This is a genomic window from Kosakonia sp. H7A, assembly GCF_003028445.1.
In the GTDB taxonomy this organism is placed as follows: Bacteria; Pseudomonadota; Gammaproteobacteria; order Enterobacterales; family Enterobacteriaceae; genus Kosakonia; species Kosakonia radicincitans.
In genome coordinates, this window is sequence record NZ_PYTZ01000001.1 from 629,927 (window position 1) to 653,058 (window position 23,132).

General features: G+C 54.5%; 20 protein-coding genes. 5 read left to right on the top strand and 15 right to left on the bottom strand.

What is annotated here, in order from left to right:
• Nucleotides 1–9 precede the first annotated feature (9 nt).
• Genes nagK through lolC form a run of 4 tightly spaced genes read right to left on the bottom strand, consistent with a single transcriptional unit; the run spans nucleotide 10 to nucleotide 4,097 of the window.
• On the bottom strand, nucleotides 10–921 hold the full coding sequence (nagK, locus tag CWM66_RS02890) for an N-acetylglucosamine kinase (protein WP_107146225.1): 912 nt from the start codon (nucleotides 919–921) through the stop codon (nucleotides 10–12).
• A gap of 38 nt (nucleotides 922–959) precedes the next feature.
• A complete protein-coding gene (lolE, locus tag CWM66_RS02895; RefSeq protein ID WP_007374526.1) occupies nucleotides 960–2,204 on the bottom strand; it encodes a lipoprotein-releasing ABC transporter permease subunit LolE in 1,245 nt (414 codons plus the stop codon).
• Complete coding sequence (lolD, locus tag CWM66_RS02900; protein ID WP_007374525.1) at nucleotides 2,204–2,905, bottom strand: lipoprotein-releasing ABC transporter ATP-binding protein LolD; 702 nt, start codon at nucleotides 2,903–2,905, stop codon at nucleotides 2,204–2,206. The genes lolE and lolD overlap by 1 nt, the downstream gene beginning before the upstream one ends.
• The gene (gene lolC / locus CWM66_RS02905) at nucleotides 2,898–4,097 is read right to left on the bottom strand and encodes a lipoprotein-releasing ABC transporter permease subunit LolC (protein WP_007374524.1); all 1,200 of its coding nucleotides are present in this window, start codon (nucleotides 4,095–4,097) and stop codon (nucleotides 2,898–2,900) included. The genes lolD and lolC overlap by 8 nt, the downstream gene beginning before the upstream one ends.
• Nucleotides 4,098–4,389: 292 nt before the next feature.
• On the opposite strand from lolC, the gene CWM66_RS02910 reads away from it, so the two are divergent.
• From CWM66_RS02910 to CWM66_RS02920, 3 genes are all read left to right on the top strand, one after another.
• Nucleotides 4,390–5,463 carry an acyltransferase family protein gene (locus tag CWM66_RS02910; protein ID WP_007374522.1) on the top strand — a complete coding sequence of 358 codons (1,074 nt, stop codon included), beginning with the start codon at nucleotides 4,390–4,392 and terminating at the stop codon, nucleotides 5,461–5,463.
• Nucleotides 5,464–5,574: 111 nt separating this feature from the next.
• Nucleotides 5,575–9,021, top strand: coding sequence for a transcription-repair coupling factor (mfd, locus tag CWM66_RS02915; RefSeq protein ID WP_090397073.1), 3,447 nt, complete (start codon nucleotides 5,575–5,577; stop codon nucleotides 9,019–9,021).
• Between the two features lie 154 nt (nucleotides 9,022–9,175).
• Entirely contained in the window at nucleotides 9,176–10,141 is a 966-nt protein-coding gene (locus tag CWM66_RS02920) for a L,D-transpeptidase family protein (RefSeq protein WP_081850735.1), read from the top strand.
• A gap of 80 nt (nucleotides 10,142–10,221) precedes the next feature.
• Here the strand turns inward: CWM66_RS02920 and CWM66_RS02925 are convergent, their stop codons facing one another.
• Nucleotides 10,222–10,479 (bottom strand): DUF1471 domain-containing protein, encoded by a 258-nt coding sequence (locus CWM66_RS02925; protein ID WP_007374518.1) that lies wholly within the window; start codon nucleotides 10,477–10,479, stop codon nucleotides 10,222–10,224.
• 243 nt (nucleotides 10,480–10,722) lie between these two features.
• Here CWM66_RS02925 and CWM66_RS02930 point away from each other — a divergent pair, with 243 nt between their 5' ends.
• Nucleotides 10,723–11,358 carry a TetR/AcrR family transcriptional regulator gene (locus CWM66_RS02930; protein WP_035886174.1) on the top strand — a complete coding sequence of 212 codons (636 nt, stop codon included), beginning with the start codon at nucleotides 10,723–10,725 and terminating at the stop codon, nucleotides 11,356–11,358.
• Between the two features lie 519 nt (nucleotides 11,359–11,877).
• Here the strand turns inward: CWM66_RS02930 and CWM66_RS02935 are convergent.
• The 8 genes from CWM66_RS02935 to hinT form a co-directional block, all read right to left on the bottom strand.
• On the bottom strand, nucleotides 11,878–12,417 hold the full coding sequence (locus tag CWM66_RS02935) for a glycine zipper 2TM domain-containing protein (RefSeq protein WP_071892715.1): 540 nt from the start codon (nucleotides 12,415–12,417) through the stop codon (nucleotides 11,878–11,880).
• 195 nt (nucleotides 12,418–12,612) lie between these two features.
• Nucleotides 12,613–13,917 (bottom strand): NAD(P)/FAD-dependent oxidoreductase, encoded by a 1,305-nt coding sequence (locus CWM66_RS02940; protein WP_079518115.1) that lies wholly within the window; start codon nucleotides 13,915–13,917, stop codon nucleotides 12,613–12,615.
• Nucleotides 13,918–14,172: 255 nt separating this feature from the next.
• On the bottom strand, nucleotides 14,173–14,715 hold the full coding sequence (ycfP, locus tag CWM66_RS02945; RefSeq protein WP_007374513.1) for an alpha/beta hydrolase YcfP: 543 nt from the start codon (nucleotides 14,713–14,715) through the stop codon (nucleotides 14,173–14,175).
• Nucleotides 14,716–14,751: 36 nt separating this feature from the next.
• Complete coding sequence (gene nagZ, locus CWM66_RS02950; protein WP_107146226.1) at nucleotides 14,752–15,777, bottom strand: beta-N-acetylhexosaminidase; 1,026 nt, start codon at nucleotides 15,775–15,777, stop codon at nucleotides 14,752–14,754.
• Between the two features lie 11 nt (nucleotides 15,778–15,788).
• Complete coding sequence (thiK, locus tag CWM66_RS02955; protein WP_107146227.1) at nucleotides 15,789–16,604, bottom strand: thiamine kinase; 816 nt, start codon at nucleotides 16,602–16,604, stop codon at nucleotides 15,789–15,791.
• Nucleotides 16,585–17,238, bottom strand: a complete 654-nt coding sequence (gene lpoB, locus CWM66_RS02960; RefSeq protein ID WP_007374510.1) for a penicillin-binding protein activator LpoB — start codon at nucleotides 17,236–17,238, stop codon at nucleotides 16,585–16,587. Before lpoB ends, thiK begins: the two co-directional genes overlap by 20 nt.
• Before the next feature lie 10 nt (nucleotides 17,239–17,248).
• The gene (locus CWM66_RS02965; RefSeq protein WP_007374509.1) at nucleotides 17,249–17,623 is read right to left on the bottom strand and encodes a YcfL family protein; all 375 of its coding nucleotides are present in this window, start codon (nucleotides 17,621–17,623) and stop codon (nucleotides 17,249–17,251) included.
• Nucleotide 17,624: 1 nt separating this feature from the next.
• Nucleotides 17,625–17,984, bottom strand: a complete 360-nt coding sequence (gene hinT / locus CWM66_RS02970) for a purine nucleoside phosphoramidase (protein WP_007374508.1) — start codon at nucleotides 17,982–17,984, stop codon at nucleotides 17,625–17,627.
• 340 nt (nucleotides 17,985–18,324) lie between these two features.
• Here hinT and fhuE point away from each other — a divergent pair, with 340 nt between their 5' ends.
• The gene (gene fhuE / locus CWM66_RS02975; RefSeq protein ID WP_107146228.1) at nucleotides 18,325–20,541 is read left to right on the top strand and encodes a ferric-rhodotorulic acid/ferric-coprogen receptor FhuE; all 2,217 of its coding nucleotides are present in this window, start codon (nucleotides 18,325–18,327) and stop codon (nucleotides 20,539–20,541) included.
• Nucleotides 20,542–20,598: 57 nt separating this feature from the next.
• Here fhuE and ptsG read toward each other — a convergent pair whose 3' ends face one another.
• Both ptsG and CWM66_RS02985 read right to left on the bottom strand, forming a co-directional pair.
• On the bottom strand, nucleotides 20,599–22,032 hold the full coding sequence (gene ptsG, locus CWM66_RS02980) for a PTS glucose transporter subunit IIBC (RefSeq protein ID WP_007374505.1): 1,434 nt from the start codon (nucleotides 22,030–22,032) through the stop codon (nucleotides 20,599–20,601).
• A gap of 299 nt (nucleotides 22,033–22,331) precedes the next feature.
• Nucleotides 22,332–23,126, bottom strand: coding sequence for a metal-dependent hydrolase (locus CWM66_RS02985; protein WP_035886181.1), 795 nt, complete (start codon nucleotides 23,124–23,126; stop codon nucleotides 22,332–22,334).
• Nucleotides 23,127–23,132: the final 6 nt, after the last annotated feature.

A 23,132-nucleotide genomic window follows, 5' to 3' on the forward strand; every position in this document is an offset into this window, starting at 1 on the left:
TCTCAGGATTTAATCAGTTAAGTGAAGGAAGGCCGCGCCGCGCATGCCACCCGCATCGCCGTGGCGAGCACGTTCAATACGCGGGACATCGCCCGCCGGCAACAGATGCGGCGCAATGCGTTCCGGCAACAGTCGGGTCAGTGCGCTGAAGTTTGATAAACCACCGCCGATCACCAGCAGATCGGGATCGACAATGGTCAGAATATTGCCCAGACACACCGCCAGTAAATCCACATAGCGCTCAACATGGGCCCGCGCTTTCGCCTCGCCCTGCTCCCAGTGCGAAATGATTTCCGGCGCTGACAACGATTGATGGTAGAAGTACTGATACAGCCACGCAAAACCGCGTCCCGAGAGATAGTTCTCAATGCAGCCAATTTTGCCGCAGCTGCAGCGGGTTAACGGAAAGTCAAAACCCATCAGCCCCAGCGCATCCACCGGCAGGCGAATATGACCAAATTCTCCGGTAATAAAACGACGCCCGGTCACCGATTTCCCGTTCACCACCAGCCCGCCGCCCATGCCAGTGCCGAGGATCAACCCCATCACCAGCGGATAGTCGCGGAATTCATCATCCCAGGCTTCTGAGAGGGTAAAGCAGTTGGCATCGTTATCGATACGCACATCCCGCGCAAGCAGAGCGCTGAGATCGGTGCGCAGCGGCTGACCGCTGGCGGCAGGAAGGTTGGAGGCATACAGCGTACCGTCGGCGGTCTCTGGCATACCAGGAATACCGACGCCGACGCTGCCTTTGCTACCGAAGCGTTCATCCGCTTCGGCAACGAGCCCGGTGATGGCGCGCAAAAACGCGTCGTAACTGTCGTGGGGCGTGGCGACGCGCTTTTCCCACTGTAAGCGCCGCTCAGCGTCAAAGACGCCTAACGCGATTTTGCTGCCGCCGATATCAAATCCGTAATTCATCGCCACTCCTTCGTTGTGGCCCTGTGAAAACGGCGGGATTACTGCCCGCTCAGTACTCTTGCCGGATCAATATTGCTCGCCCGGCGCGCCGGATACCAGCTCGCCAGCAGGCTCAGAAGTAACGCCGTCACCAGCACGTACACCACATCCAGCGGGTGTAACTCTGACGGCAGGAAATCGATAAAGTAGATATCCCCCGACAGGAACTGATGACCAATAATCTTCTCAATCACGTTGATAATCGGTGTCAATTGCAGCGCCACAATAACACCAATCACCACGCCGCAGAGGCTGCCCAGCAGCCCGGCCAGCAGCCCGTACCAGACAAACACGGCGCGGATCAGGCCATCTTTCGCCCCCAGCGTACGCAGCACGGCAATGTCGCCGCTTTTGTCTTTTACCGCCATCACCAGCGTCGAGACAATATTAAAACAGGCCACGCCAATCACCAGCACCATCGCCAGATACATAATGGCGCGGATCATCTGGATGTCGCGGTACATATAGCCGTACTTGCCGATCCAGCTTTTGATATAGACATAGTTGTTCGTGACGCTGCCCGCATCGCGCACCAGCTTATTGGCGTTAAACACATCATTCACTTTGATGTCGATACCGGTAATGCTGCTGCCCATCTCCAGATACTGCTGCGCATCCGCCATCGGGATCATGGCATAGCTGTGATCAAGCTGGCCGCTGAGCTGTAAAATCCCGGTTACGTGCAGACGCACGCGTTTCGGTTGCAGCAGTTTGTGCGCGTCGTCCGAGTTGGGGATCATGATCGATACCCAGTCGCCCTGCTTCACTTTTAGCGCATCGGCAACGCCTTTGCCGAGAATGATTTGCTGCTCACCGGCACGGAAATTCTGCCAGGCATCGCCCTGCACAAATTTCGGCAGCGCGCTCAGCTCGCTCTCCTGCGCCGGATCAACGCCTTTCACCTGGATGGCGCGCAAATTCGCCCCACTTTCTACCAGCCCGGTAAAATTAATATAGGGCGCAGCGGCAGCAATGCCGGGAACTTTTTTCACTTTTTCCAGCGCCGTGTCCCAGTCGTTCCACGGCTGATTCACCGGCTCGATCTCGCCGTGCGGCACCACCGCCAGAATGCGGTTGTTCAACTCGCGCTCGAAACCGTTCATCGCGCTTAAACCGACGATCAACACCGCCACACCCAGCGCGATACCGACAGTGGAGATCACCGAAATCAGCGACACCATTCCGCCGCGACGGCGACCGCGGCTGAAACGCAGACCAATCAATAACGACAGAGGCAGCGCCATTAATCTGCCCCCATCAGCGTCACATCGGCGCTCAGGTGGCCGTCGCGCATCTCCAGTTGGCGATTCATACGCTTCGCCAGTTGCAGATCGTGCGTCACCACCAGAAAGGCGGTGCCCTGCGCCTGATTCAGTTCCCCCAGCAGCGCAAAGATACTGTCGGCGTTGCGGGCATCGAGATTACCGGTCGGTTCATCTGCCAGCACCAGACGCGGATTGTTCACCAGCGCGCGCGCGATAGCAACGCGCTGGCGTTCACCGCCGGAAAGCTCAGAAGGACGGTGACTGGCGCGATGCTCAAGCCCAACGGCGCGCAGCATTTCCCGCGCACGGGCATCAATTTCCGCCGGTTTCTTTTTCCCGATGAGGAGCGGCATAGCCACGTTTTCCAGCGCGGTAAAATCGGGCAGCAGATGGTGAAACTGGTAGATAAAGCCGAGTTCGCGGTTGCGCAGCTCTGCTTTCGCCGCCGACGAGAGCTTGCTCATCGGCCGATCGCGGAAAATGACATCGCCGGAGGTCGGGGTATCCAGCCCACCCAGCAGATGCAGCAGCGTACTCTTCCCGGAACCGGAGCTACCGACGATCGCCATCAACTCCCCTTCACCCATGCTAAAGCTGACATTGTGCAGCACGTCGGTTTGCACACTGCCTTCCTGATAGCGTTTGCACAGGTTGTCGCATTGCAACAGGATTTTATTCATAACGTAAAGCCTCAGCGGGTTGAGTGGCGGCAGCGCGCCAGGAAGGATAAAGCGTTGAAAGCAGCGCGATGGCCATCGCCACCAGCGCAATACCCACGACCTGCAGCGGCTCAATTGCCACCGGCAGCGCCGCGCCGTCGAGCAGCGCGCCGATAATCGGCATCAGATTATTGAGCTGGCTGGCAAGCAGCGCGCCAAGCACGGCACCAAGCAGCGCGCCAATGATCCCGGCGCTGGCTCCCTGCACCATAAAGATCGCCATAATCTGGCGCGGCGTCAGCCCCTGGGTTTGCAGGATCGCCACCTCGCCCTGTTTCTCCATCACCATCAGGCCCAGCGAGGTGATGATATTAAACGCCGCAACGGCGACAATCAGGCTCAGCAGCAGCCCCATCATGTTCTTTTCCATGCTCACGGCCTGGAACAATTCGCCTTTGCGATCGCGCCAGTCCTGCCATTTTGTGCCTTCCGGCAGCGTTTGCTGGCTCAGTACGTCCACTTTCAGCGGCTCGTTGAGCCACAAGCGCCAGCCGGTAATGTTACCCACCGGGTAACGCATCAACCGCGACGCATCGTCAATGTTCACTAGCATTTGATATTCATCCACTTCGCTGTTGGCGGCGAAAGTGCCGATCACGGTGAACAGACGCTGGCTCGGCAGACGCCCCATTGGGGTGAACTGGCTGGCGGAGGGCACCATCACGCGGATCTGATCGCCGCGATTAACGCCTAATTGCCCGGCCAGTTGTTCACCGAGGATGATGTTGTATTTGCCCGCCTGCAGGTCGCTCTGTTTAACGTTCACCAGATACGGCGTCAGTGGATCCTTCTGCGCCGGATCGATCCCCAGCATCACGCCGACCGCCACACTGCGCGCGCTTTGCAGTACGACATCGCCGGTAGTCAGCGGCGCAATACGCGTTACGCCCTGCAATTTCACGGCGCTGGCAGGAAGTTGTTGCGGATTGAGGGAGCCGTTTTGCGCGGTGAGTGTGGCCTGCGGCATTAACCCAAGAATGTTGTTTTGCAGCTCGCGTTCGAAGCCATTCATCACTGATAACACGGTCACCAGCGCCATGACGCCGAGCGTAATGCCAATGGTTGATAGCCAGGAAACAAAGCGGCCAAAGCGGTCCGCTGCGCGTCCACGCATATAGCGCAGACCTATGAAAAGAGTGACAGGCTGGTACATGAAATCCGTCTGATTGCTGATAGCAGAGTCAGGAGTATATAAGCGAAAGCACATAGCGTAAATGAGAGGAACCGTAAGAATTCGTCAGCGTGATATGAAAAAAAGCCGGGAAATCAACTCAATAATTCCATTCTGCCAACGCTGAACTGCTGCATGTTTGCACAGAGGTCAACCACAAACGATTCTGATCTTAATCCTAAAATGACAAAATACAGATATTTTCGCATCACATTCACGCCCTCAATAGTCAGGATAAAAGACTTAATTTTTTGTAATGCAGGGGACTAAGGACGTGAAACAAAAAGCTTTGTGGCTAAACCAAATTAAAGGGTTATGTATTTGTCTGGTGGTGATTTACCACTCTGTGATTACCTTTTATCCGCATCTCAATGTATTTCAGCATCCATGGTCGCAAACGCTCTCGAAGTGCTGGGTCTACTTCAATCTTTACCTCGCACCTTTTCGCATGCCGGTGTTCTTTTTTATCTCCGGCTATTTGATTCGCCGCTATATCGATGAGGTGCCGTGGAAAGAGACCATCGATAAACGCATCTGGAGCATTGTATATGTGCTGGCGTTGTGGGGCGTATTGCAGTGGGCAGGCTTAAGCCAGCTTAATGCATGGCTGGCACCGGAACGCGATCTGAGCAACGCCGCGAATGCTGCTTACGCTGGTAGCTGGATTGAGTTTTTACAGGGGATGCTCACCGCGAGCACCAGTCTGTGGTATCTGTACGCGCTGGTGGTCTATTTCACCCTGTGTAAACTGTTGAGCCGCTGGAAGGTGCCAATGCTGGCGCTGATGATCCTGAGCAGCCTGGCGATCAATTATCTGCCGCTGCCGTGGTGGGGAATGAACAGCGTAGTACGTAATATGATTTTCTACTCGCTGGGTGCCTGGTATGGCGCAAGCCTGATGGAGTGGGTCAAAACCGTACAAATTCGCCGTTACGGCGTGCTGTTTGCCCTCGCGATGGTCGCGGCCTTCGGCCTGTGGATGTTCGCGATGCCGTTGCCGCTCTGCCTGCTTTCTATCGTCGCCATTATGCGGCTGTTCTGGGAGCTGGAGCAGCGTTTCCCGCCGAGTGAAAAGAGCCTGTTGAATGTGGTGGGCAGCAATACACTGGCGATTTACACCACCCATCGCATTCTGGTTGAGGGATTCAGCCTGGCGCTGATCAAACCGCTGAATGCCGGTGTCTGGCCGCCGCAAACCGAACTGGCGCTGCTGCTGGTCTATCCGTTTGCGACTTTGCTTATCTGTACGCTGTTTGGATTGCTGGTGCGCAAACTCTCCAGCGCCTTGTTTGGCGATCTCTTTTTCACCCCTCCGGCAAAACTCTTCCAGCCCGCCACCGCACGCTGATCCATGCGTTCACCTTGGCTAAAATGACGCAATCGCGGATAATCAAGGGATTGCGTATCAGTGATATGCCCCCATGTGGGGGTATATCCACAAGAGACTCCGACACCTTCTATGCCTGAACAATATCGTTATTCACTGCCGACCAAAGCGGGTGACCAGCGCCAGTTTGGCGAACTCACCGGCGCCGCCTGCGCCACCGAAGTGGCGGAAATCATTGAGCGCCATGCTGGTCCCGTGGTGCTGATCGCACCGGATATGCAAAACGCCCTGCGCTTGCAGGACGAGATAAGCCAGTTTACCGATAATCTGGTCATGAACCTGGCCGACTGGGAAACTCTGCCCTACGACAGCTTCTCGCCACACCAGGAGATCATCTCTTCCCGTCTTTCCACCCTCTACCAGCTGCCAGCCATGCAGCGTGGCGTGCTGATTGTGCCGGTCAATACCTTGATGCAGCGCGTCTGCCCGCACAACTATCTGCACGGCCATGCGCTGGTGATGAAAAAAGGGCAGCGGCTGTCTCGCGATCAGCTGCGCGCGCAGCTGGACAGCGCGGGTTACCGCCATGTTGATCAGGTGATGGAGCACGGCGAGTATGCCACGCGCGGCGCACTGCTGGATCTCTTCCCGATGGGCAGCGCTCAGCCGTTCCGTCTCGACTTTTTCGACGATGAAATCGACAGCTTACGGCTGTTCGACGCCGATACCCAGCGCACGCTGGAAGAGGTCGAGGCGATTAATTTACTGCCTGCGCATGAATTCCCGACCGATAAAAATGCCATTGAGCTGTTCCGCAGCCAGTGGCGCGATCGGTTTGAGGTGAAGCGCGATGCAGAACACATTTATCAGCAGGTGAGCAAAGGCACCCTGCCCGCCGGGATCGAATACTGGCAGCCGCTGTTCTTTAGCGAACCGCTGTCGCCGCTGTTTAGCTATTTCCCGGCGAATACGCTGCTGGTCAACACCGGCGATCTGGAAGCCAGTGCGGAACGTTTCCAGCAGGAGACGCAGGCGCGCTTCGAGAGCCGCGGTGTGGATCCGATGCGCCCGCTGTTGCCGCCGGAAAGCTTATGGCTGCGCAGCGACGCGCTGTTCAGCGAACTGAAAAAATGGCCGCGTATCCAGCTCAAAACTGAACGGCTCAGTGAAAAAGCCGCGCACGTTAATCTCGGTTATCGCGCGTTGCCAGAACTGGCGGTACAGGCGCAGCAAAAATCACCGCTGGATAACCTGCGTAAGTTCCTTGAGTCCTTCAGCGGCCCGGTGGTTTTCTCGGTCGAGAGCGAAGGCCGCCGCGAAGCGCTGATAGAACTGCTGGCGCGCATTAAAGTGGCGCCCAAACGCATTTTGCGTCTCGACGAAGCGTCAACGCCGGGCGCCTGGCTGATGCTCGGTTCCGCAGAGCACGGTTTTATCGACACCCTACGCAACCGGGCACTGATTTGCGAAAGCGATCTGCTGGGCGAACGCGTTGCGCGCCGCCGCCAGGATACGCGACGGACGATTAATCCCGACACGCTGATCCGTAACCTCGCTGAGTTGCACGACGGCCAGCCAGTGGTGCATCTGGAACATGGCGTCGGGCGTTATGCCGGTATGACCACGCTGGAAGCCGGCGGCATTAAAGGCGAATACCTGATGCTGACGTACGCCGGTGACGCCAAACTTTATGTCCCGGTCTCTTCGCTGCATCTGATCAGCCGCTATGCGGGCGGCGCAGAAGAGACTGCCCCGCTGCATAAACTGGGCAGCGATGCCTGGGCGCGGGCACGGCAGAAAGCGGCGGAAAAAGTGCGTGATGTGGCGGCCGAGCTGCTGGATATCTACGCGCAGCGCGCGGCAAAAGCAGGTTTTGCCTTCAAGCACGATCGTGAACAATATCAACTGTTCTGCGATGGTTTCCCCTTCGAAACCACGCCGGATCAGGCGCAGGCGATCAACGCCGTGCTCAGCGATATGTGTCAGCCGCTGGCGATGGATCGTCTGGTGTGTGGCGATGTGGGTTTCGGTAAAACCGAAGTGGCGATGCGCGCGGCATTCCTTGCTGTCGAAAACAACAAGCAGGTGGCGGTGCTGGTGCCAACCACCCTGCTGGCGCAGCAGCACTTTGATAACTTCCGCGACCGTTTTGCCAACTGGCCGGTACGCATTGAGATGCTCTCACGCTTTCGCAGCGCCAAAGAGCAGTCGCAAATTCTTGAACAGGCCGCTGAGGGCAAAATCGATATTCTGATCGGCACGCACAAACTGCTGCAAAGCGATGTGAAGCTGAAAGATCTCGGCCTGCTGATTGTCGACGAAGAGCACCGCTTCGGCGTGCGCCATAAAGAGCGCATCAAAGCGATGCGTGCCGATGTCGATATTCTGACGCTGACGGCAACGCCGATCCCGCGCACGCTGAATATGGCAATGAGCGGGATGCGCGACCTGTCGATCATCGCCACGCCACCTGCGCGCCGTCTGGCGGTAAAAACCTTTGTTCGGGAGTACGACAGCCTGGTGGTACGTGAGGCGATCCTGCGTGAAGTGCTGCGCGGCGGGCAGGTCTATTACTTGTATAACGATGTGGAGAATATCCAGAAAGCCGCCGCCAGGCTGGCTGAGCTGGTGCCGGAAGCGCGCATCGCTATCGGTCACGGGCAGATGCGCGAGCGCGAACTGGAACGGGTGATGAACGATTTCCATCATCAGCGTTTCAACGTGCTGGTCTGCACCACCATTATTGAAACCGGGATCGATATTCCGACTGCCAATACCATTATCATCGAACGCGCCGATCACTTTGGTCTCGCCCAGTTGCACCAGTTGCGCGGACGCGTCGGTCGCTCACACCACCAGGCCTACGCCTGGTTGCTGACGCCGCACCCGAAAGCGATGACCACCGATGCGCAAAAACGGCTGGAAGCTATCGCCTCGCTGGAGGATTTGGGCGCAGGTTTTGCGCTGGCAACGCACGATCTGGAGATCCGTGGGGCGGGCGAGCTGCTCGGTGAAGATCAGAGTGGCCAGATGGAAACCATCGGTTTCTCGCTGTATATGGAACTGCTGGAAAACGCAGTTGATGCGCTGAAGGCCGGTCGCGAGCCGTCGCTGGAGGATTTAACCAGCCAGCAGACCGAGGTCGAATTGCGCATGCCTTCGCTATTGCCGGACGATTTTATTCCTGATGTTAATACGCGTCTGTCGTTCTATAAACGCATCGCCAGCGCGAAAGATGCGAACGCACTGGAAGAGATAAAAGTCGAACTGATCGATCGCTTTGGGCTGCTACCGGATGCGGCGCGTAACCTGCTGGATATCGCCCTGTTGCGCCAGCAAGCGCAGAAGCTGGGGATCCGCAAACTGGAAGGCAATGAAAAAGGCGGCATCATCGAGTTCAACGAGAAAAACAATGTCAACCCGGTGTGGCTGATTGGTCTGCTGCAAAAACAGCCGCAGCATTTCCGTCTGGATGGTCCGACGCGGCTGAAATTTATGCAGGATCTGAGCGAACGGAAAACCCGCATGGGCTGGGTGCGTAATTTTATGCAGCAACTGGCCGAAAACGCCGTCGCCTGATGGTCTCAGCGCCGGGCCGCCTGGCCCGGCCTGTTATTTTTCGCAATATTTACAAATATTTTGCAATAGCCAGGGTTTCCCGACACCCTGACCAATCATAATCCCATAACAAAGTTGTATATAAATAACCTCATGATTTAAATGGATTATGGTAATGAGAAGAATTGCACGTTTTACCTGCTGGATCACCCTCCTCACCGTTGCGACCATCACCGCCCTCACCTTGCCTGCTCGGGCAAATACCTGGCCATTACCAGCTGAGGGTAGCCGTCTGGTAGGCGAAAACCGCTATCATGTGGTGCAAAATGATGGCGGTTCACTGGAAGCGATCGCCAAAAAATATAATGTTGGTTTTCTCGCTCTGTTGCAGGCAAACCCGGGCGTCGACCCTTATGTGCCGCGTGCTGGCAGCGTGCTGACGATCCCGCTGCAAACCCTGCTGCCGGATGTTCCACGCAAAGGTATTGTCATTAACCTCGCGGAACTGCGTCTCTATTACTACCCAGCGGGAAAAAACGAAGTGACGGTTTATCCGATCGGCATTGGTCAGTTAGGTGGCGATACCCTGACGCCAACAATGGTCACCACAGTTTCCGATAAACGTGCAAACCCCACCTGGACGCCAACTGCCAACATCCGCGCGCGTTATAAGGCTCAGGGGATTGATCTGCCTGCGGTGATGCCAGCCGGGCCGGATAACCCGATGGGGCATCATGCGATCCGTCTTGCCGCGTTTGGCGGGGTTTACCTGCTGCACGGCACTAATGCTGATTTCGGTATCGGCATGCGCGTCAGCTCTGGCTGTATTCGCCTGCGCGATGCCGATATTTCCAGTCTGTTTGCCAACGTGACGCCAGGAACGCCGGTGAACATCATTAATGCGCCAATAAAAGCGTCAGTTGAGCCGGACGGTAGACGGCTGATTGAAGTACATCAACCGCTGTCGAAATCGATTGATGACGATCCGAAAACGCTGCCCATCGTGCTGAATGCCACGATGCAGGCCTTCAAAGACGATGCCCGTAGCGACGCCAGCATAATGAACCACGCAATAGAAATCCGCTCTGGTATGCCGGTTGATGTTACTCGTCATAGTGAGAGCGTCTTGCAGGCTCTGTAGAAAGTGAGCGAAAAAGAAAAGGCCCGGCGATATACACCGGGCCTTTTTTATTGCAGTGGCACAGGGAGGAGAGGTTGGGGTTATTTGTAAAGCACCGCGGTACCGTGCAGGTTGTCAGAACCAGTCACTGAAGTGATGCGGAAAGATTTCGCGCCCATTTCATCGGCTTTTTGCGCCAGTTTGGCTTCAACGGAAGAGATATCGGAACCCGCACTGACACCAATGGCCGCAACTTCCTGCTGGCCTGTCGGCGCAGACTGAACTTCAACGGCAGCAAAGCTGGCAAAAGAGAGCGTACTGAGTGCAGCAGCGGCAAAAAGCGCAGTGATGTTTTTCATGATTTTTTCCTGAATGAAGATAAAAGATGTCGTTAACCATTAAGTTAACGATCGATAGGTAAATGATAAGTGTGATCTTCATCACTGGCCAACATATTTTTGTAATGAATGTTAATTAAAGTATTAATTGCTTAAATTTCATAATCATATGTTTTATTAATATGTGCTATTTTGCTGCTGGTCATTGGCGGAGATTATTTTTATAATGGTCGTTCAACAAACCAACAAAGGTTAAGCGGCAATATGACCAGTGAAGTCACCAGTTGCACCAAAAAATGCCGTGGCCGACCGAAAGTGTTCGACAGGGAAGCGGCGCTCGACAAAGCCATGACGCTGTTTTGGCAGCATGGCTACGAAGCCACATCATTATCCGATCTCGTGGAAGCCACCGGGGCGAAAGCACCGACGCTGTACGCTGAGTTCACCAATAAAGAGGGATTGTTCCGCGCGGTGCTCGATCGCTATATTGCGCGGTTCGCCCGACAGCACGAAGCCCAGTTGCTCTGTGAGGACAAACCAGTAGAAACCGCGCTGCTGGATTATTTCACCGCCGTGGCAAAGTGCTTCACCAGCACCGATACACCAGCCGGTTGTTTTATGATCAACACCTCGGCGACGCTGGCAGCTTCTTCGCAGGCCATCGCGCAAACGATCAAATCGCGGCATGCGCAGCAGGAAGATACCCTGCTCCAGTTCCTCACTCAGCGCCAGCAGCGCGGTGAGATCCCGGCGGAGGCAGATCCTCAGGCGCTGGCTGAATTCCTTGGGTGTGTTTTGCAGGGGATGTCGATCAGTGCACGTGAAGGTGCCAGCGTTGAGAAGCTGCTACAGATCACGCGCACAACCCTGAGACTGTGGCCAAATTTGATCAAGGCATAAAAAAAATGAGACGGGAAACCGTCTCTTTTTTTATCTCTGTGATGGAGATATCACATTTCAATAATAGGTGAAAACTATCAGCTAAATCCCCCGCTTTGCTATTATTAATTGTGATTATTGCCGTGCTAATCATTCAGCAGAATGATACAAATAATAAGCGTCATGATGACACATTCACTGGCCTTCCTTTGCTCTCATTTTTACGCGCTGTAATGCATGACTTGTCGAGGATAAAGGGTACTTCACTGACTGATCACAAGCAGAAGGAAAATGGAGATGATTTTGCTATTACCATTCATTAAAGTGCTAATAGTAATTACATTGTTATTTGGTCTGTGGGTTATGTTAGGCGGTTCCGTATTATTTGCTTTTATATCTGTTCTCATCACCGGGCTACTACTGGTACGCCAACACGATTTCATTTGATCTGATTAAGCCTTGCAGCAATGCAGGGCTTTTCAATGAAAAAAAGCTCCCCAGCCTGAGCGATGGGGAGCTAACATGCAGAGTACTACTATTTTACGCGTTGTTATTCAGTATCAGCTGACCATTTTTATCCAGCGGAATCTGTGTTCCCGGATCTTTATCCATGCGAATTTTTCCCTGCTGGTCGCCGATTTTATAAGTGACGTCGTAGCCGAGCATTTTTTCCGATTTATCATATACCGTGCTGCAACGCTGCTGGGTGGTGGTGTAGGTGTCACGCTCCTGCATACCACCCTGGATCTGGTTACCAGCATACCCGCCGCCTAACGCGCCGACGACTGTTGCGACATCTCGTCCTTTGCCGCCGCCGAACTGGTGACCGAGCACCCCACCAGCCACTGCGCCAAGTACCGAACCGGTAATACGATTTTCATCCTGCACCGGGCGGCGATGCGTCATAGTGACATTACGACACTCCTGACGCGGCGTTTTTACTGTTTCCTTGATTGGCGTGGCTGAAACGACCTGCGCATATTGAGGGCCGCGATCGAAGACATTCAGGCTGGCCACTGCGGCAACGCCCAGTGCAGCGGCCACGCCAATACCGATACCCGCTAACATTGATTTATTCACAGGATTCTCTCCCTGGTTGGCTATTGGTAACAATTTTGCAACTTCAGCAATAGTAAAGCCAATCGGAAAGCACGCAAAAATAGGGATACAGATGGGGTAAAAGATGATATTCAGAGTTTTCCGACCACCATACGCGTGCAAGGCAGCGGGATATGCTGCTTCCCGGCCAACAACCGGGAGAGCAGCGAAACCGGATCAGTGTAATTTCAGACGTGGGCGGATCACGCGGTTAATACTGCCGACCAGCATCATCAGACCGGTTTTGAAATAGCCGTGCAGCGCGATCTGGTGCATACGGTACAGCGAAATATACACAAAACGCGCAATACGACCTTCAATCATCATTGAACCACGCATCAGGTTACCCATCAGACTGCCCACGGTGGAGAAGTTCGACAGGGAAACCAGTGAACCGTGATCCTTATAAACATAAGATTTCAGCGGCTTATCTTTGATCTGCGCCAGAATGTTATGCAATGCAAGGGTAGCCATCTGATGAGCAGCCTGCGCGCGCGGCGGCACAAATCCGCCTTCCGGACGGGCGCAAGAAGCACAGTCGCCAATGGCGTAAATGTTCGCATCGCGCGTCGTTTGCAGCGTCGGCTCTACGACCAGCTGATTGATGCGGTTGGTTTCCAGGCCACCAATCTCTTTCATAAAATCCGGTGCCTTGATCCCTGCTGCCCATACCATCAGATCGGCCTTGATGTATTCGCCCTCTTTGGTATGCAGACCGCCTTCGTCGGCGCTGGTGACCATCGTCTGGGTCAAAACGCGTACGCCCATTTTGGTCAGTTCATTATGCGCAGCACCGGAGATACGCGGCGGCAACGCCGGCAGAATGCGCTCACCCGCTTCCACCAGTGTGACGTTCAGCGCTTCATTCGTCAGCCCTTTATAACCGTAGCTATGAAGCTGTTTCACCGCATTGTGCAACTCTGCGGAGAGTTCAACGCCGGTCGCGCCGCCACCGACAATCGCAATATTAACTTTGCCGTTAGCGCCAAGGTTGGCCGAATATTTCAGGAACAGGTTGAGCATTTCCTGATGGAAGCGACGCGCCTGATGCGGGTTATCGAGGAAAATGCAGTGCTCTTTCACGCCCGGCGTGTTGAAGTCGTTCGAGGTACTGCCCAGCGCCATCACTAACGTGTCATAGGCCAGTTTGCGTTCCGGCACCAGCAGATCGCCCTTCTCATCACGCAATTCCGCCAGGGTGATGGTTTTGCTTTCGCGGTTAATATCCACCACAGAACCCAGTTGGAACTGGAAATGATGATTGCGTGCGTGCGCCAGGTAGCTCAGCGCATCAACACCTTCATCCAGCGAACCGGTTGCCACTTCGTGCAGCAGGGGTTTCCATAAATGGCTGTGGTTACGATCGACCAGCGTAATTTTGGCTTTTTTACCGCGTCCCAGCTTTTTACCTAACTGTGTTGCCAGTTCCAGACCGCCAGCGCCACCACCTACGATCACAATCTTTCTCAACGGTGTTGTCAAAATGACCCCCTAAAATATTAACCAATTGTTAATTAAAAGTTATAAAAATAGCTCTTAATTAACAACAGGTTACGCACGCGCAACCTCACTTTGACGTCGAGAATATCACGAACGGTTCAATGGTCATACCAAAATTGATATGAATCAAGTTTTCATGCCTAAAAGTTGAGCAAGTGTAGTCACGCAGCGAAAAACTGCCCGTCAATAGAGGAGAAAAAGAGGAGCCCGGCAGACAAGAACCTGCCGGGGAGAGGATTAACCGAGGGTTTTAAAGGCTTTAATTCGCTGCAGGTGCGGCGAGATATTTTTAAACTTATGCGACTGTTCTTCGTCCCAGACAATCTCATAGTAATGATGCAACTCATCGGAAGAGCGCTGGCTGTCCAGTGCTTCATCTTTTCGCGACAGGATCACCAGGCAGCGATCGCGATTTTTCTCCCGAAAGTTAGCGACACACTTAGTGGCAATGTCCTCATACTCTTCCGGCCGGTCAATCTTCCCTTCCATGTTCTCATAGGGAAACAGGTTCGGATTGAACATCACCTGGCGGATGTCGCAGAGAAAACCAATGCGCTCTGCCCAGTAACCGCCAAGGCCGACGCCGCAAATCAGCGGGCGTTCATCCACGTTGAGTTGCAGCATCTTGTCGACTTCTTTCAACAGATGCTGCATATCATGTTTCGGATGCCGCGTGCTGTAGCTTATCAGGCGAACATCCGGATCGATAAACTGTAGCTGCAACACTTTTTCATGGTTGCCGGGACTGTTTGAGTCAAAACCGTGTAAATAGATAATCATTGTATCCTCACCACTTCGACATCACGTCCTCAGGGGTTAATGGGCGGCTTTCAGCTCCTGCCAGCGCTCATGCAACTGCTCCAGTGCTGTACTGACCGCTTTCCAGCGCGCCGAACTCATCAACTCCTGACGAGAATATGAACCTTTATGATACAATTGTGTAACACGCTCTGCATTGATCGGCGACAGGTTATCTAACACACTGACTGCGCCTTTACGATTATTACAGACGAGGATCATATCGCAACCGGCATCCAGCGATGCCTGCCCGCGTTCTGCATAACTTCCCATGATTGCCGCGCCTTCCATCGACAAATCGTCAGAAAAAATCACGCCGTTAAAACCCAGCTCGCCGCGCAGAATGGTTTTCAACCACCACGGTGAACCGCTGGCCGGACGCGGATCGGCATCGGTATAAATCACATGCGCGGGCATAATGGCGTCCAGTTTATTTTGCTCAATCAGCGAGCGGAATACCGACATATCTTTCGCGCGAATCTCCGCCAGCGGACGCGGATCGCGCGGTGTTTCTTTGTGTGAATCTGCGGTTACCGCGCCGTGCCCCGGGAAATGTTTACCGGTCGTTTTCATTCCCGCGCTGTGCATACCATCAATAAAGTGGCTCGCCATCACCAGCGCTTTAGCCGGATCTTCGTGGTAAGAACGTTCGCCGATGGCGGCGCTGATATGTCCAACATCCAGCACCGGGGCAAAGCTGATATCAATATCCATGGCGATCATTTCACTGGCCATCAACCAGCCGGCATCTTGCGCCAGCCGCCCGCCCTCTTCTAACCCGTGCAGAGCGGCAAAAGCCTGGGCAGCAGGCAAACGCGTGAAGCCTTCACGAAAACGCTGCACCCGCCCTCCTTCCTGATCGACCGCCACCACCAGACGGTGATGCGAAGCCTGGCGGATCTGGCGCACCAGTTCCCGCAACTGCTGCGGATCGTGATAATTACGGGTAAAGAGAATCAGGCCGCCCACCAGCGGATGCGCCAGAATCTCGCGCTCTTCCGCATCCAGTTCATACCCTTCCACATCCAACATTACCGGACCCACACTGACCTCTCTTATTCTTTGTTCTGTAACCGCCGCCAGATTGCATCTGCCAGCGTAATAAATTGTTGTTCGCCCGTTTGCTGCCAGCGGCACTCAAACCAGCCCGCCATCAACATCCATACCCAGGGCCGCCAGCGTCGAACCTGGCGCACTAATATTACCGGATCGACCGCCGCCTGCTGAGCATACTGCGCAACCAACTGCAGACGCTGCACCTCATCCTCCGTCCATACCGAGGCGAGCTCGAGAGCAACATCACCATCGCCAGCATATTCCCAGTCGATAAGCCGCAAACCCACGGCGCTGTGCACCAGGTTTCCCGCATGGACATCCATATGCAGCGGCGCGAGCCGTAGCGGCTGCGGTTCGCCCTGTTTTCTTAACTGCTTTAACTGTCGCAACCAGAAGGGGGTGCGCCGCGTCGGCGCGCTCTGCTGCCAGTATCGCTCCAGCAGCGGCAACAACGTAATACGCCAGCCAAAAAGTGGCTGGTGGTGTAAATCGCGGAGTAATGCCGCCAGTACATCAGGCTGCGGTAAGTCCGTTTTGATCTCGCCGGGTATAAAGTCCACCGCCATCCAGGTACCAGTATAGAGTTGCGGGCGCGGCGCGAGGGTTGCGGGCAAGCGGCGGAGCAAACGGTACTGACGCAGAAATGGCGAGGAAGCGGCCTGGTGACGCTGGCGCAGCACCAGCGTGTGCTGGCCATCGCGAATAAGGCAACTCCCGCCGCTTAGCCCGCTATTCTGGCTGGCGACGGGAGTATACGTCGGAAAATAGCGTGACAACACAGTGTCACGCGTCTGTTTATTGTTGCTGAACCGCACCTTTACCCGACCAGATAATTTCGCCTGTCTGCACCAGCATCAGCTGCATTTGTAACGCGGGTGCGCTGGCGTTGCCGGTCGCATTGGAATAAAGCACATACTGCGCCCCAACGTTGCGGGCAATGCCAATGGCTTTACTGCGGGTACCCAGGCTGTCCTGCGGGGAGAGCCCCAATTGCTGTTTCGCCAGCGAAAGCTGCTGCGCGGTAATCAGCGTAAATTTGCCGTTATTGGCCAGCGCGTTGCGCACCACTTCGGTGGCTTCGCCGGTGTTGATCGAACCGTTGGTACGGTTGTTTACACTATCAACCAGCAAAACGCTGCCAGCGTTGGCACCACTGGCCTGCAACATTTTACCGACCATCGGCTGCACCGCACTGTTCCAGTCATAATGACGTTCGCGCGGCGCGGGCTGTCCGGTTTGATCCTGGTGTTCGATTGGGCCAGGCTGCTGTGGTAACGTCGGAACCGACGGTACTGTCGGAACTGGCTGCGTCGGTTGCGGTTGCGGCTGGGCAGGCTGCTGAGCGCCGCCTGCCTGTTCAACCGGCGCAGGCTGTTGATTACTGATACACCCTGCCAACAACACCGACAGTGTGGTCAGTAGCGCGAAGCGTCCAAATGTTTTAATCAAGTGTCACTCCTTAGAGATAGAGATAAAGTCTGACGCTGTGCGCACCCAGATAATTAGCGCTGCCATACAGCGTCACGCCGGAACGCGCCGGGATCGTGATGCTGCGCGGCGCTTCCAGCGGGTGCATTTCCAGACCTCTGGCGTCATACCAGAAAAAACGGTAGTGCACCGTCACAGGCTGCTGCCGCTCATTAAACAATCGGGAAGAGGCGGAAGGTTGAAGCTCCTGCGTGCCCATTTCCGGCGGCTCCGCGATAATGCCCGCCGCCAGAATACTGGACTCCATCACCAGCGTTTGATCGCTGGCGACCGGAATAGCCGGGCGCGAACTGCATCCCACCAGCCCCAGCGCCGCCAGCAGCAGCGCGACACGCCCGTTTATCATCTTACAGACCTTTATGAGCCAGCATTGGCCCCATTGCGCGCCCGCCCAGCAGGTGCATATGGATATGGTAAACCTCCTGACCACCATGACGATTACAGTTCATGATCAGACGGTATCCATCTTCGGCGATGCCTTCGTCGCTGGCGATTTTGGCCGCAACGGTCAGCATGCGTCCCAGCGTCTGCTCGTGCGCCTCGGTGACATCATTCAGCGTGGGGATGAGGATATTCGGCACAATAAGCACATGCGTCGGCGCTTGTGGAGAGATATCGCGAAAAGCGGTGACCAGTTCATCCTGGTAGACAATATCCGAGGGAATTTCCCGGCGGATGATTTTACTGAAAATGGTTTCTTCGGCCATGACGTTTTCCTTTTTCAGGCGCGGAGCCAACCCGCAGCCATCGTCAATTACGTGCCCTAGAGTATGATCGAGATTCTCTTGTTGTTTCAACCATAACGCTCTTTTTCTTTCGCCTTTACACCCTTCTCTGCCGCAGGAACCTTTCTCCTTTCAACACAGCGTGAATGAAATAGCATTTCAATTATGACTATTACATCTGTTTACATTCATGAAGTGAATGCGTATATTTCGCATTTGCATTTTCATGCGCAACTCTTATCAAACGCATTACAAAAACACATCCGGCGCGACAACGTATCGCCGCCGGGTTATCACGCTAACGCACTATTAAGGGTTTATTATGTCTTTCACTCAACACACCAGGGATGGCGCGTGTTCAAACGCTGCTGTGCCTTCGCTGCTGGCAGCGTGCATTGCTCTTGCGCTGACACCATCTGCAGTATTTGCAGCAGAAACAACGGCCAACGCCGATGATACAGTTGTGGTCGACGGTGGCGGTGGGCTGAGCACCTCCGATAGCCAGGCGCAGGACTACAGCGTAAAAACCACTACCACCGGGACAAAATTACTGCTAGTGCCGCGTGATATTCCCCAGTCCGTCAGCGTTGTCAGCCAGCAACGTATGCAAGACCAACAGTTAACAACGATTGAGCAAGTGCTCGATAACACGATTGGCGTTAACGCTTCGCGCATTGACTCACACCGTACAAATTTCTTCGCCCGTGGTTTCTTCGTCAGCAACTTTGCCTATGAAGATATGCCGACATTTCTCGATAACCGATGGAATTTCGGGGATACCGCGGGTGATACGGCGATTTATGACAAAATCGAAGTCGTGCGCGGCGCAGCGGGTCTGATGAGCGGGACAGGGAATCCATCCGCGTATGTCAACATGGTGCGTAAACACGCCGACAGCAAAACGTTTAAAGGCTCGGCCGAGGCAACATATGGTAGCTGGGGTAAACAGCGTTATGTTCTGGATCTCCAGGCTCCCCTGACCGAATCCGGCAATGTGCGCGGCCGTGTTATTACCGGCTACCAGGACAACGACTCCTGGCTTGAACGCAACCACTACCGCAAAAAATTCATTACCGGCGTTGTTGATGCCGACCTCACCGATTCGACAACACTTTCTCTCGGGTATGATTACCAGGAGAGCGAAGAGGATAGCCCGACCTGGGGCGGCATTCCCTCGTTGTACAGCGACGGTAGCCGTACCCATTTCCGCCGTGGTTTCAACACGGCGGCGGACTGGGCTTACTCTAACGTCGATTCACGCAAGGTTTTCGCCAACCTGACACAGCGTTTTGATAATGGTTGGGAAGCCAAAGTCAACGCTATGCATGCCGAAACCAATTTCGACAGCAAACTGATGTATATCGATGGTTTCCCGGATAAAGCCACCGGCCTGTATGACGCCACGCAGTGGCAAGGTGCCTGGGGCGGCTGGAACCGGGGCGAGCGTAAGCAGGATTCCGTCGATGCCTTTGTTCGCGGCGGCTACGACCTGTTGGGTCGCCAGCATGAGGTGATGTTCGGTGGCAGCTACAGCCGTCAGCGTAACAACTACGACAACTCCTACCCGGTGAATGATAATTTCGGTCTGATGGATGTCGGAAATATCAACAATTACAACGGTAGTACGCTGGCCGATCCGAGCTGGTCCGACTGGGCGCTCTATCAGCGCGACGTTATTCGCCAGAAATCTGTCTACGCCGCGACCCGCATCTCGCTGGCCGATCCGCTGCATCTGATCCTCGGCGCCCGCTACACCGAGTGGAGCGCGAAGTACAACCTGGAGCGTAAACCGGACGAGATCCGTAACACCAAGTTTGATGATGTAACGCCGTATGCCGGCCTGATCTATGACATCAATGACACCTGGTCGGTCTACACCAGCTATACCTCTATTTTCGAACCGTCCAGCCAGCGCGACATTAATAGCGAGTTCCTTGAACCGACAACCGGTAAAAGCTACGAAGCCGGAGTAAAAGGCGACTGGTTTAACACACGTTTGACTGCCACGCTTGCGGTCTTCCGCACCGAGCAGGATCACGTTGCTGTTTCCACTGGTGAATATATTCCTGACTCAGGTGGCCAGACGGCCTATAAATCTGTGAATGGCACCGTCAGCAAGGGCGTGGAATTTGAACTGAACGGTGCGCTGACCGACAACCTGCAACTGACCTTCGGGGCAAGCCGCTTTATGGCGGAAGATGGTGATGGCGTTGCGGTGAACCCTGAACAGCCGCGTACCACGATGAAGCTGTTTACACGCTACCAGTTGCCGATGCTGCCTGAGCTGGCAATCGGCGGCGGCGCGCGCTGGCAGAACAAAACCTGGCAGGATATTACCGGCCCGAACGGCGATACCCACATTACCCAGAGCGGTTACACGGTAGTGGATCTCTTCGCGCGCTATCAGGCCACGAAGAACTTTGCCATCCAGGCGAACCTCAACAATATGTTCGATAAAGAGTATTACGATTATCTGGGCACCTACGGCGTGTACGGTGCGCCGCGTAACTTCTCTGTCAGTGCAAATTACAGCTTCTGATAGCAGAGCAATAAAAAAGGGAGCCAGCAGGCTCCCTCAGTCTCCCCAGACTACGGCTTAGTTAGCGCGGATATAGTCATCCATTTCGGTTTTCAGGTTATCGGATTTCGTACCGAAAATTGCCTGAACGCCGGAACCAGCGACGACCACACCTGCAGCGCCCAGTTTCTTCAGGCCAGCCTGATCCACTTTCGCTACGTCAGCTACGCTGACACGCAGACGCGTGATGCACGCATCCAGGTTGGTGATGTTTTCTTTACCGCCAAACGCTGCAACCAGAGCCGGGGCCATCTCACTGCTTGCACCTGCTTTGGTGTCTTCGGTTGCGTCTTCACGGCCCGGCGTTTTCAGATCAAGCGCTTTGATCAGCACGCGGAACACGGTGTAGTAAACCACGGCATAGCAAGCACCGACGACCGGGAACAGCCACAGTTTGCTGCTGTTGCCACTCAGTACGATGAAGTCGATCAGACCGTGAGAGAACGACGTACCGTCACGCATACCCAGCAGGATACAGATCGGGAAGGCCAGACCTGCCAGAATAGCGTGGATAACGTACAGGATCGGCGCAACGAACATGAAGGAGAACTCGATCGGCTCGGTGATACCGGTCAGGAACGAGGTCAGCGCTGCGGAGATCATGATACCGCCCACTTTCGCGCGGTTTTCCGGTTTAGCAGAGTGCCAGATAGCGATAGCTGCAGCCGGCAGACCGTACATTTTGAACAGGAAGCCGCCAGACAGTTTGCCCGCAGTCGGGTCGCCTGCCATGTAACGCGGAATATCGCCGTGGAATACCTGGCCAGCAGCGTTGGTGAATTCACCAATCTGCATCTGGAAAGGTACGTTCCAGATGTGGTGCAGACCGAACGGTACCAGGCAGCGTTCAATGAAGCCGTAGATACCGAATGCAACAACCGGGTTCTGGTAAGCAGCCCATTGAGAGAATGTCTGGATCGCGGAACCAATCGGCGGCCAAATGAAGGAGAGGATCACACCGGTGATAATCGCTGCAAGGCCAGAAATAATCGGTACAAAGCGTTTACCCGCGAAGAAGCCCAGATACTCAGGCAGCTTGATACGGTAGAAGCGGTTAAACATGTATGCGGCAATCGCACCGGAGATGATCCCGCCGAGCACACCGGTATCCGCCAGGTGTTTTGCAGCGATCTCTTCAGCAGGTAAATGCAGAACCAGAGGTGCAACCACAGCCATGGTTTTCACCATGATGCCGTAGGCAACAACCGAAGCCAGAGCAGAAACGCCATCGTTATTGGTGAAGCCAAGCGCAACACCGATAGCGAAAATCAGCGGCATGTTGGCAAAAACGGAACCGCCCGCTTCGGCCATAACATGAGATACCACTTCTGGCAGCCAGCTGAAGTTTGCAGAACCGACGCCCAGCAGGATACCTGCGATAGGCAGTACGGATACTGGCAGCATCAGCGATTTACCGACCTTCTGCAGGTTAGCAAATGCATTCTTAAACATAATTGAGAGTGCTCCTGAGTATTAGTGCTTTTTGTTGCGCTTTCACGCGTTGGCACGGGGGGAGAACCGCGCCTTGGGAAGGGCATCTAAGCGCCCTTTATTTATTACACAGAGTAAAATAAATCGTTTCAGCTTTGTTTGACGGCTATCACGTTTCAGCTAGCGGTCGCTTTAAAACTCACACAGATTTACAAAAGGCGCTGACTGATGTATGAAAAACGACCATCACCGCCTTTTTTATGGCGGTGAACTTTACTCTGATCGTTTATTAATTACGAGTACTAAAATAAGCTGATATTTCAGACAGATTGCAATCTGGCGGGATCGATATGAAACAGGCTGGCAAAGTTTTGCGTGGTCTGCTGTGCGAGTTCCTCAATGGAAATCCCTTTCAGAACCGCCATATATTCTGCCACATCGCGTGTCATTGCAGGCTGGTTCTCTTTACCGCGGTGCGGTACGGGCGCGAGATACGGAGAATCGGTCTCGACCAGCAACCGATCCAGAGGCACATAACGTGCTGCATCGCGTAGTTGTTCCGCATTACGGAAAGTCACAATGCCGGAGAAAGAGATATAAAACCCCATATCCAACAGCTTGCCTGCCGTTTCACGATCCTCAGTAAAGCAGTGTAGTACACCGCCGCAATCCTGAACCTGCTCTTCCTGCAAAATCGCCAGAGTGTCGGCACGGGCATCGCGTGTATGCACGATAACCGGTTTATTCAGGTCGCGCCCAATGCGGATATGGTTGCGGAATGAGATCTGCTGACGCGCTTTGGTTTCCGGTGTATAGAAATAGTCCAGACCGGTCTCACCCATTGCCACAACACCCTCTTCCGCTGCTAACTGACGCAGCGTCGCCACGTCATACTCTTCGTCCTGATTCAGCGGATGAACGCCGCAGGAGAACACCACATTACTGCGCTCTCCCACCAGCTCGCGCATGCTGCGATATCCGGGCAGCGTGGTGGCCACAGCCAGACAAAACTTCACATCGCGCGCGGCGGCTTTCGCCAGTACGTCATCAACATCTTTGTGCAAAGAGGCGTAATCCAGGCCATCAAGATGGCAGTGCGAGTCGACTAAAAACATAATGTC

What these genes read in the sequence shown, in the direction of transcription:
- mfd (WP_090397073.1), top strand. Translation starts at nt 5,575, where the DNA reads ATGCCTGAACAATATCGTTATTCACTGCCGACCAAAGCGGGTGACCAG.
- lolE (WP_007374526.1), bottom strand. Translation starts at nt 2,204, where the DNA reads ATGGCGCTGCCTCTGTCGTTATTGATTGGTCTGCGTTTCAGCCGCGGT.
- CWM66_RS02920 (WP_081850735.1), top strand. Translation starts at nt 9,176, where the DNA reads ATGAGAAGAATTGCACGTTTTACCTGCTGGATCACCCTCCTCACCGTT.
- ptsG (WP_007374505.1), bottom strand. Translation starts at nt 22,032, where the DNA reads ATGTTTAAGAATGCATTTGCTAACCTGCAGAAGGTCGGTAAATCGCTG.
- lolC (WP_007374524.1), bottom strand. Translation starts at nt 4,097, where the DNA reads ATGTACCAGCCTGTCACTCTTTTCATAGGTCTGCGCTATATGCGTGGA.
- CWM66_RS02965 (WP_007374509.1), bottom strand. Translation starts at nt 17,623, where the DNA reads ATGATAAACGGGCGTGTCGCGCTGCTGCTGGCGGCGCTGGGGCTGGTG.
- hinT (WP_007374508.1), bottom strand. Translation starts at nt 17,984, where the DNA reads ATGGCCGAAGAAACCATTTTCAGTAAAATCATCCGCCGGGAAATTCCC.
- CWM66_RS02985 (WP_035886181.1), bottom strand. Translation starts at nt 23,126, where the DNA reads ATGTTTTTAGTCGACTCGCACTGCCATCTTGATGGCCTGGATTACGCC.
- nagK (WP_107146225.1), bottom strand. Translation starts at nt 921, where the DNA reads ATGAATTACGGATTTGATATCGGCGGCAGCAAAATCGCGTTAGGCGTC.
- CWM66_RS02925 (WP_007374518.1), bottom strand. Translation starts at nt 10,479, where the DNA reads ATGAAAAACATCACTGCGCTTTTTGCCGCTGCTGCACTCAGTACGCTC.
- CWM66_RS02930 (WP_035886174.1), top strand. Translation starts at nt 10,723, where the DNA reads ATGACCAGTGAAGTCACCAGTTGCACCAAAAAATGCCGTGGCCGACCG.
- lolD (WP_007374525.1), bottom strand. Translation starts at nt 2,905, where the DNA reads ATGAATAAAATCCTGTTGCAATGCGACAACCTGTGCAAACGCTATCAG.
- ycfP (WP_007374513.1), bottom strand. Translation starts at nt 14,715, where the DNA reads ATGATTATCTATTTACACGGTTTTGACTCAAACAGTCCCGGCAACCAT.
- fhuE (WP_107146228.1), top strand. Translation starts at nt 18,325, where the DNA reads ATGTCTTTCACTCAACACACCAGGGATGGCGCGTGTTCAAACGCTGCT.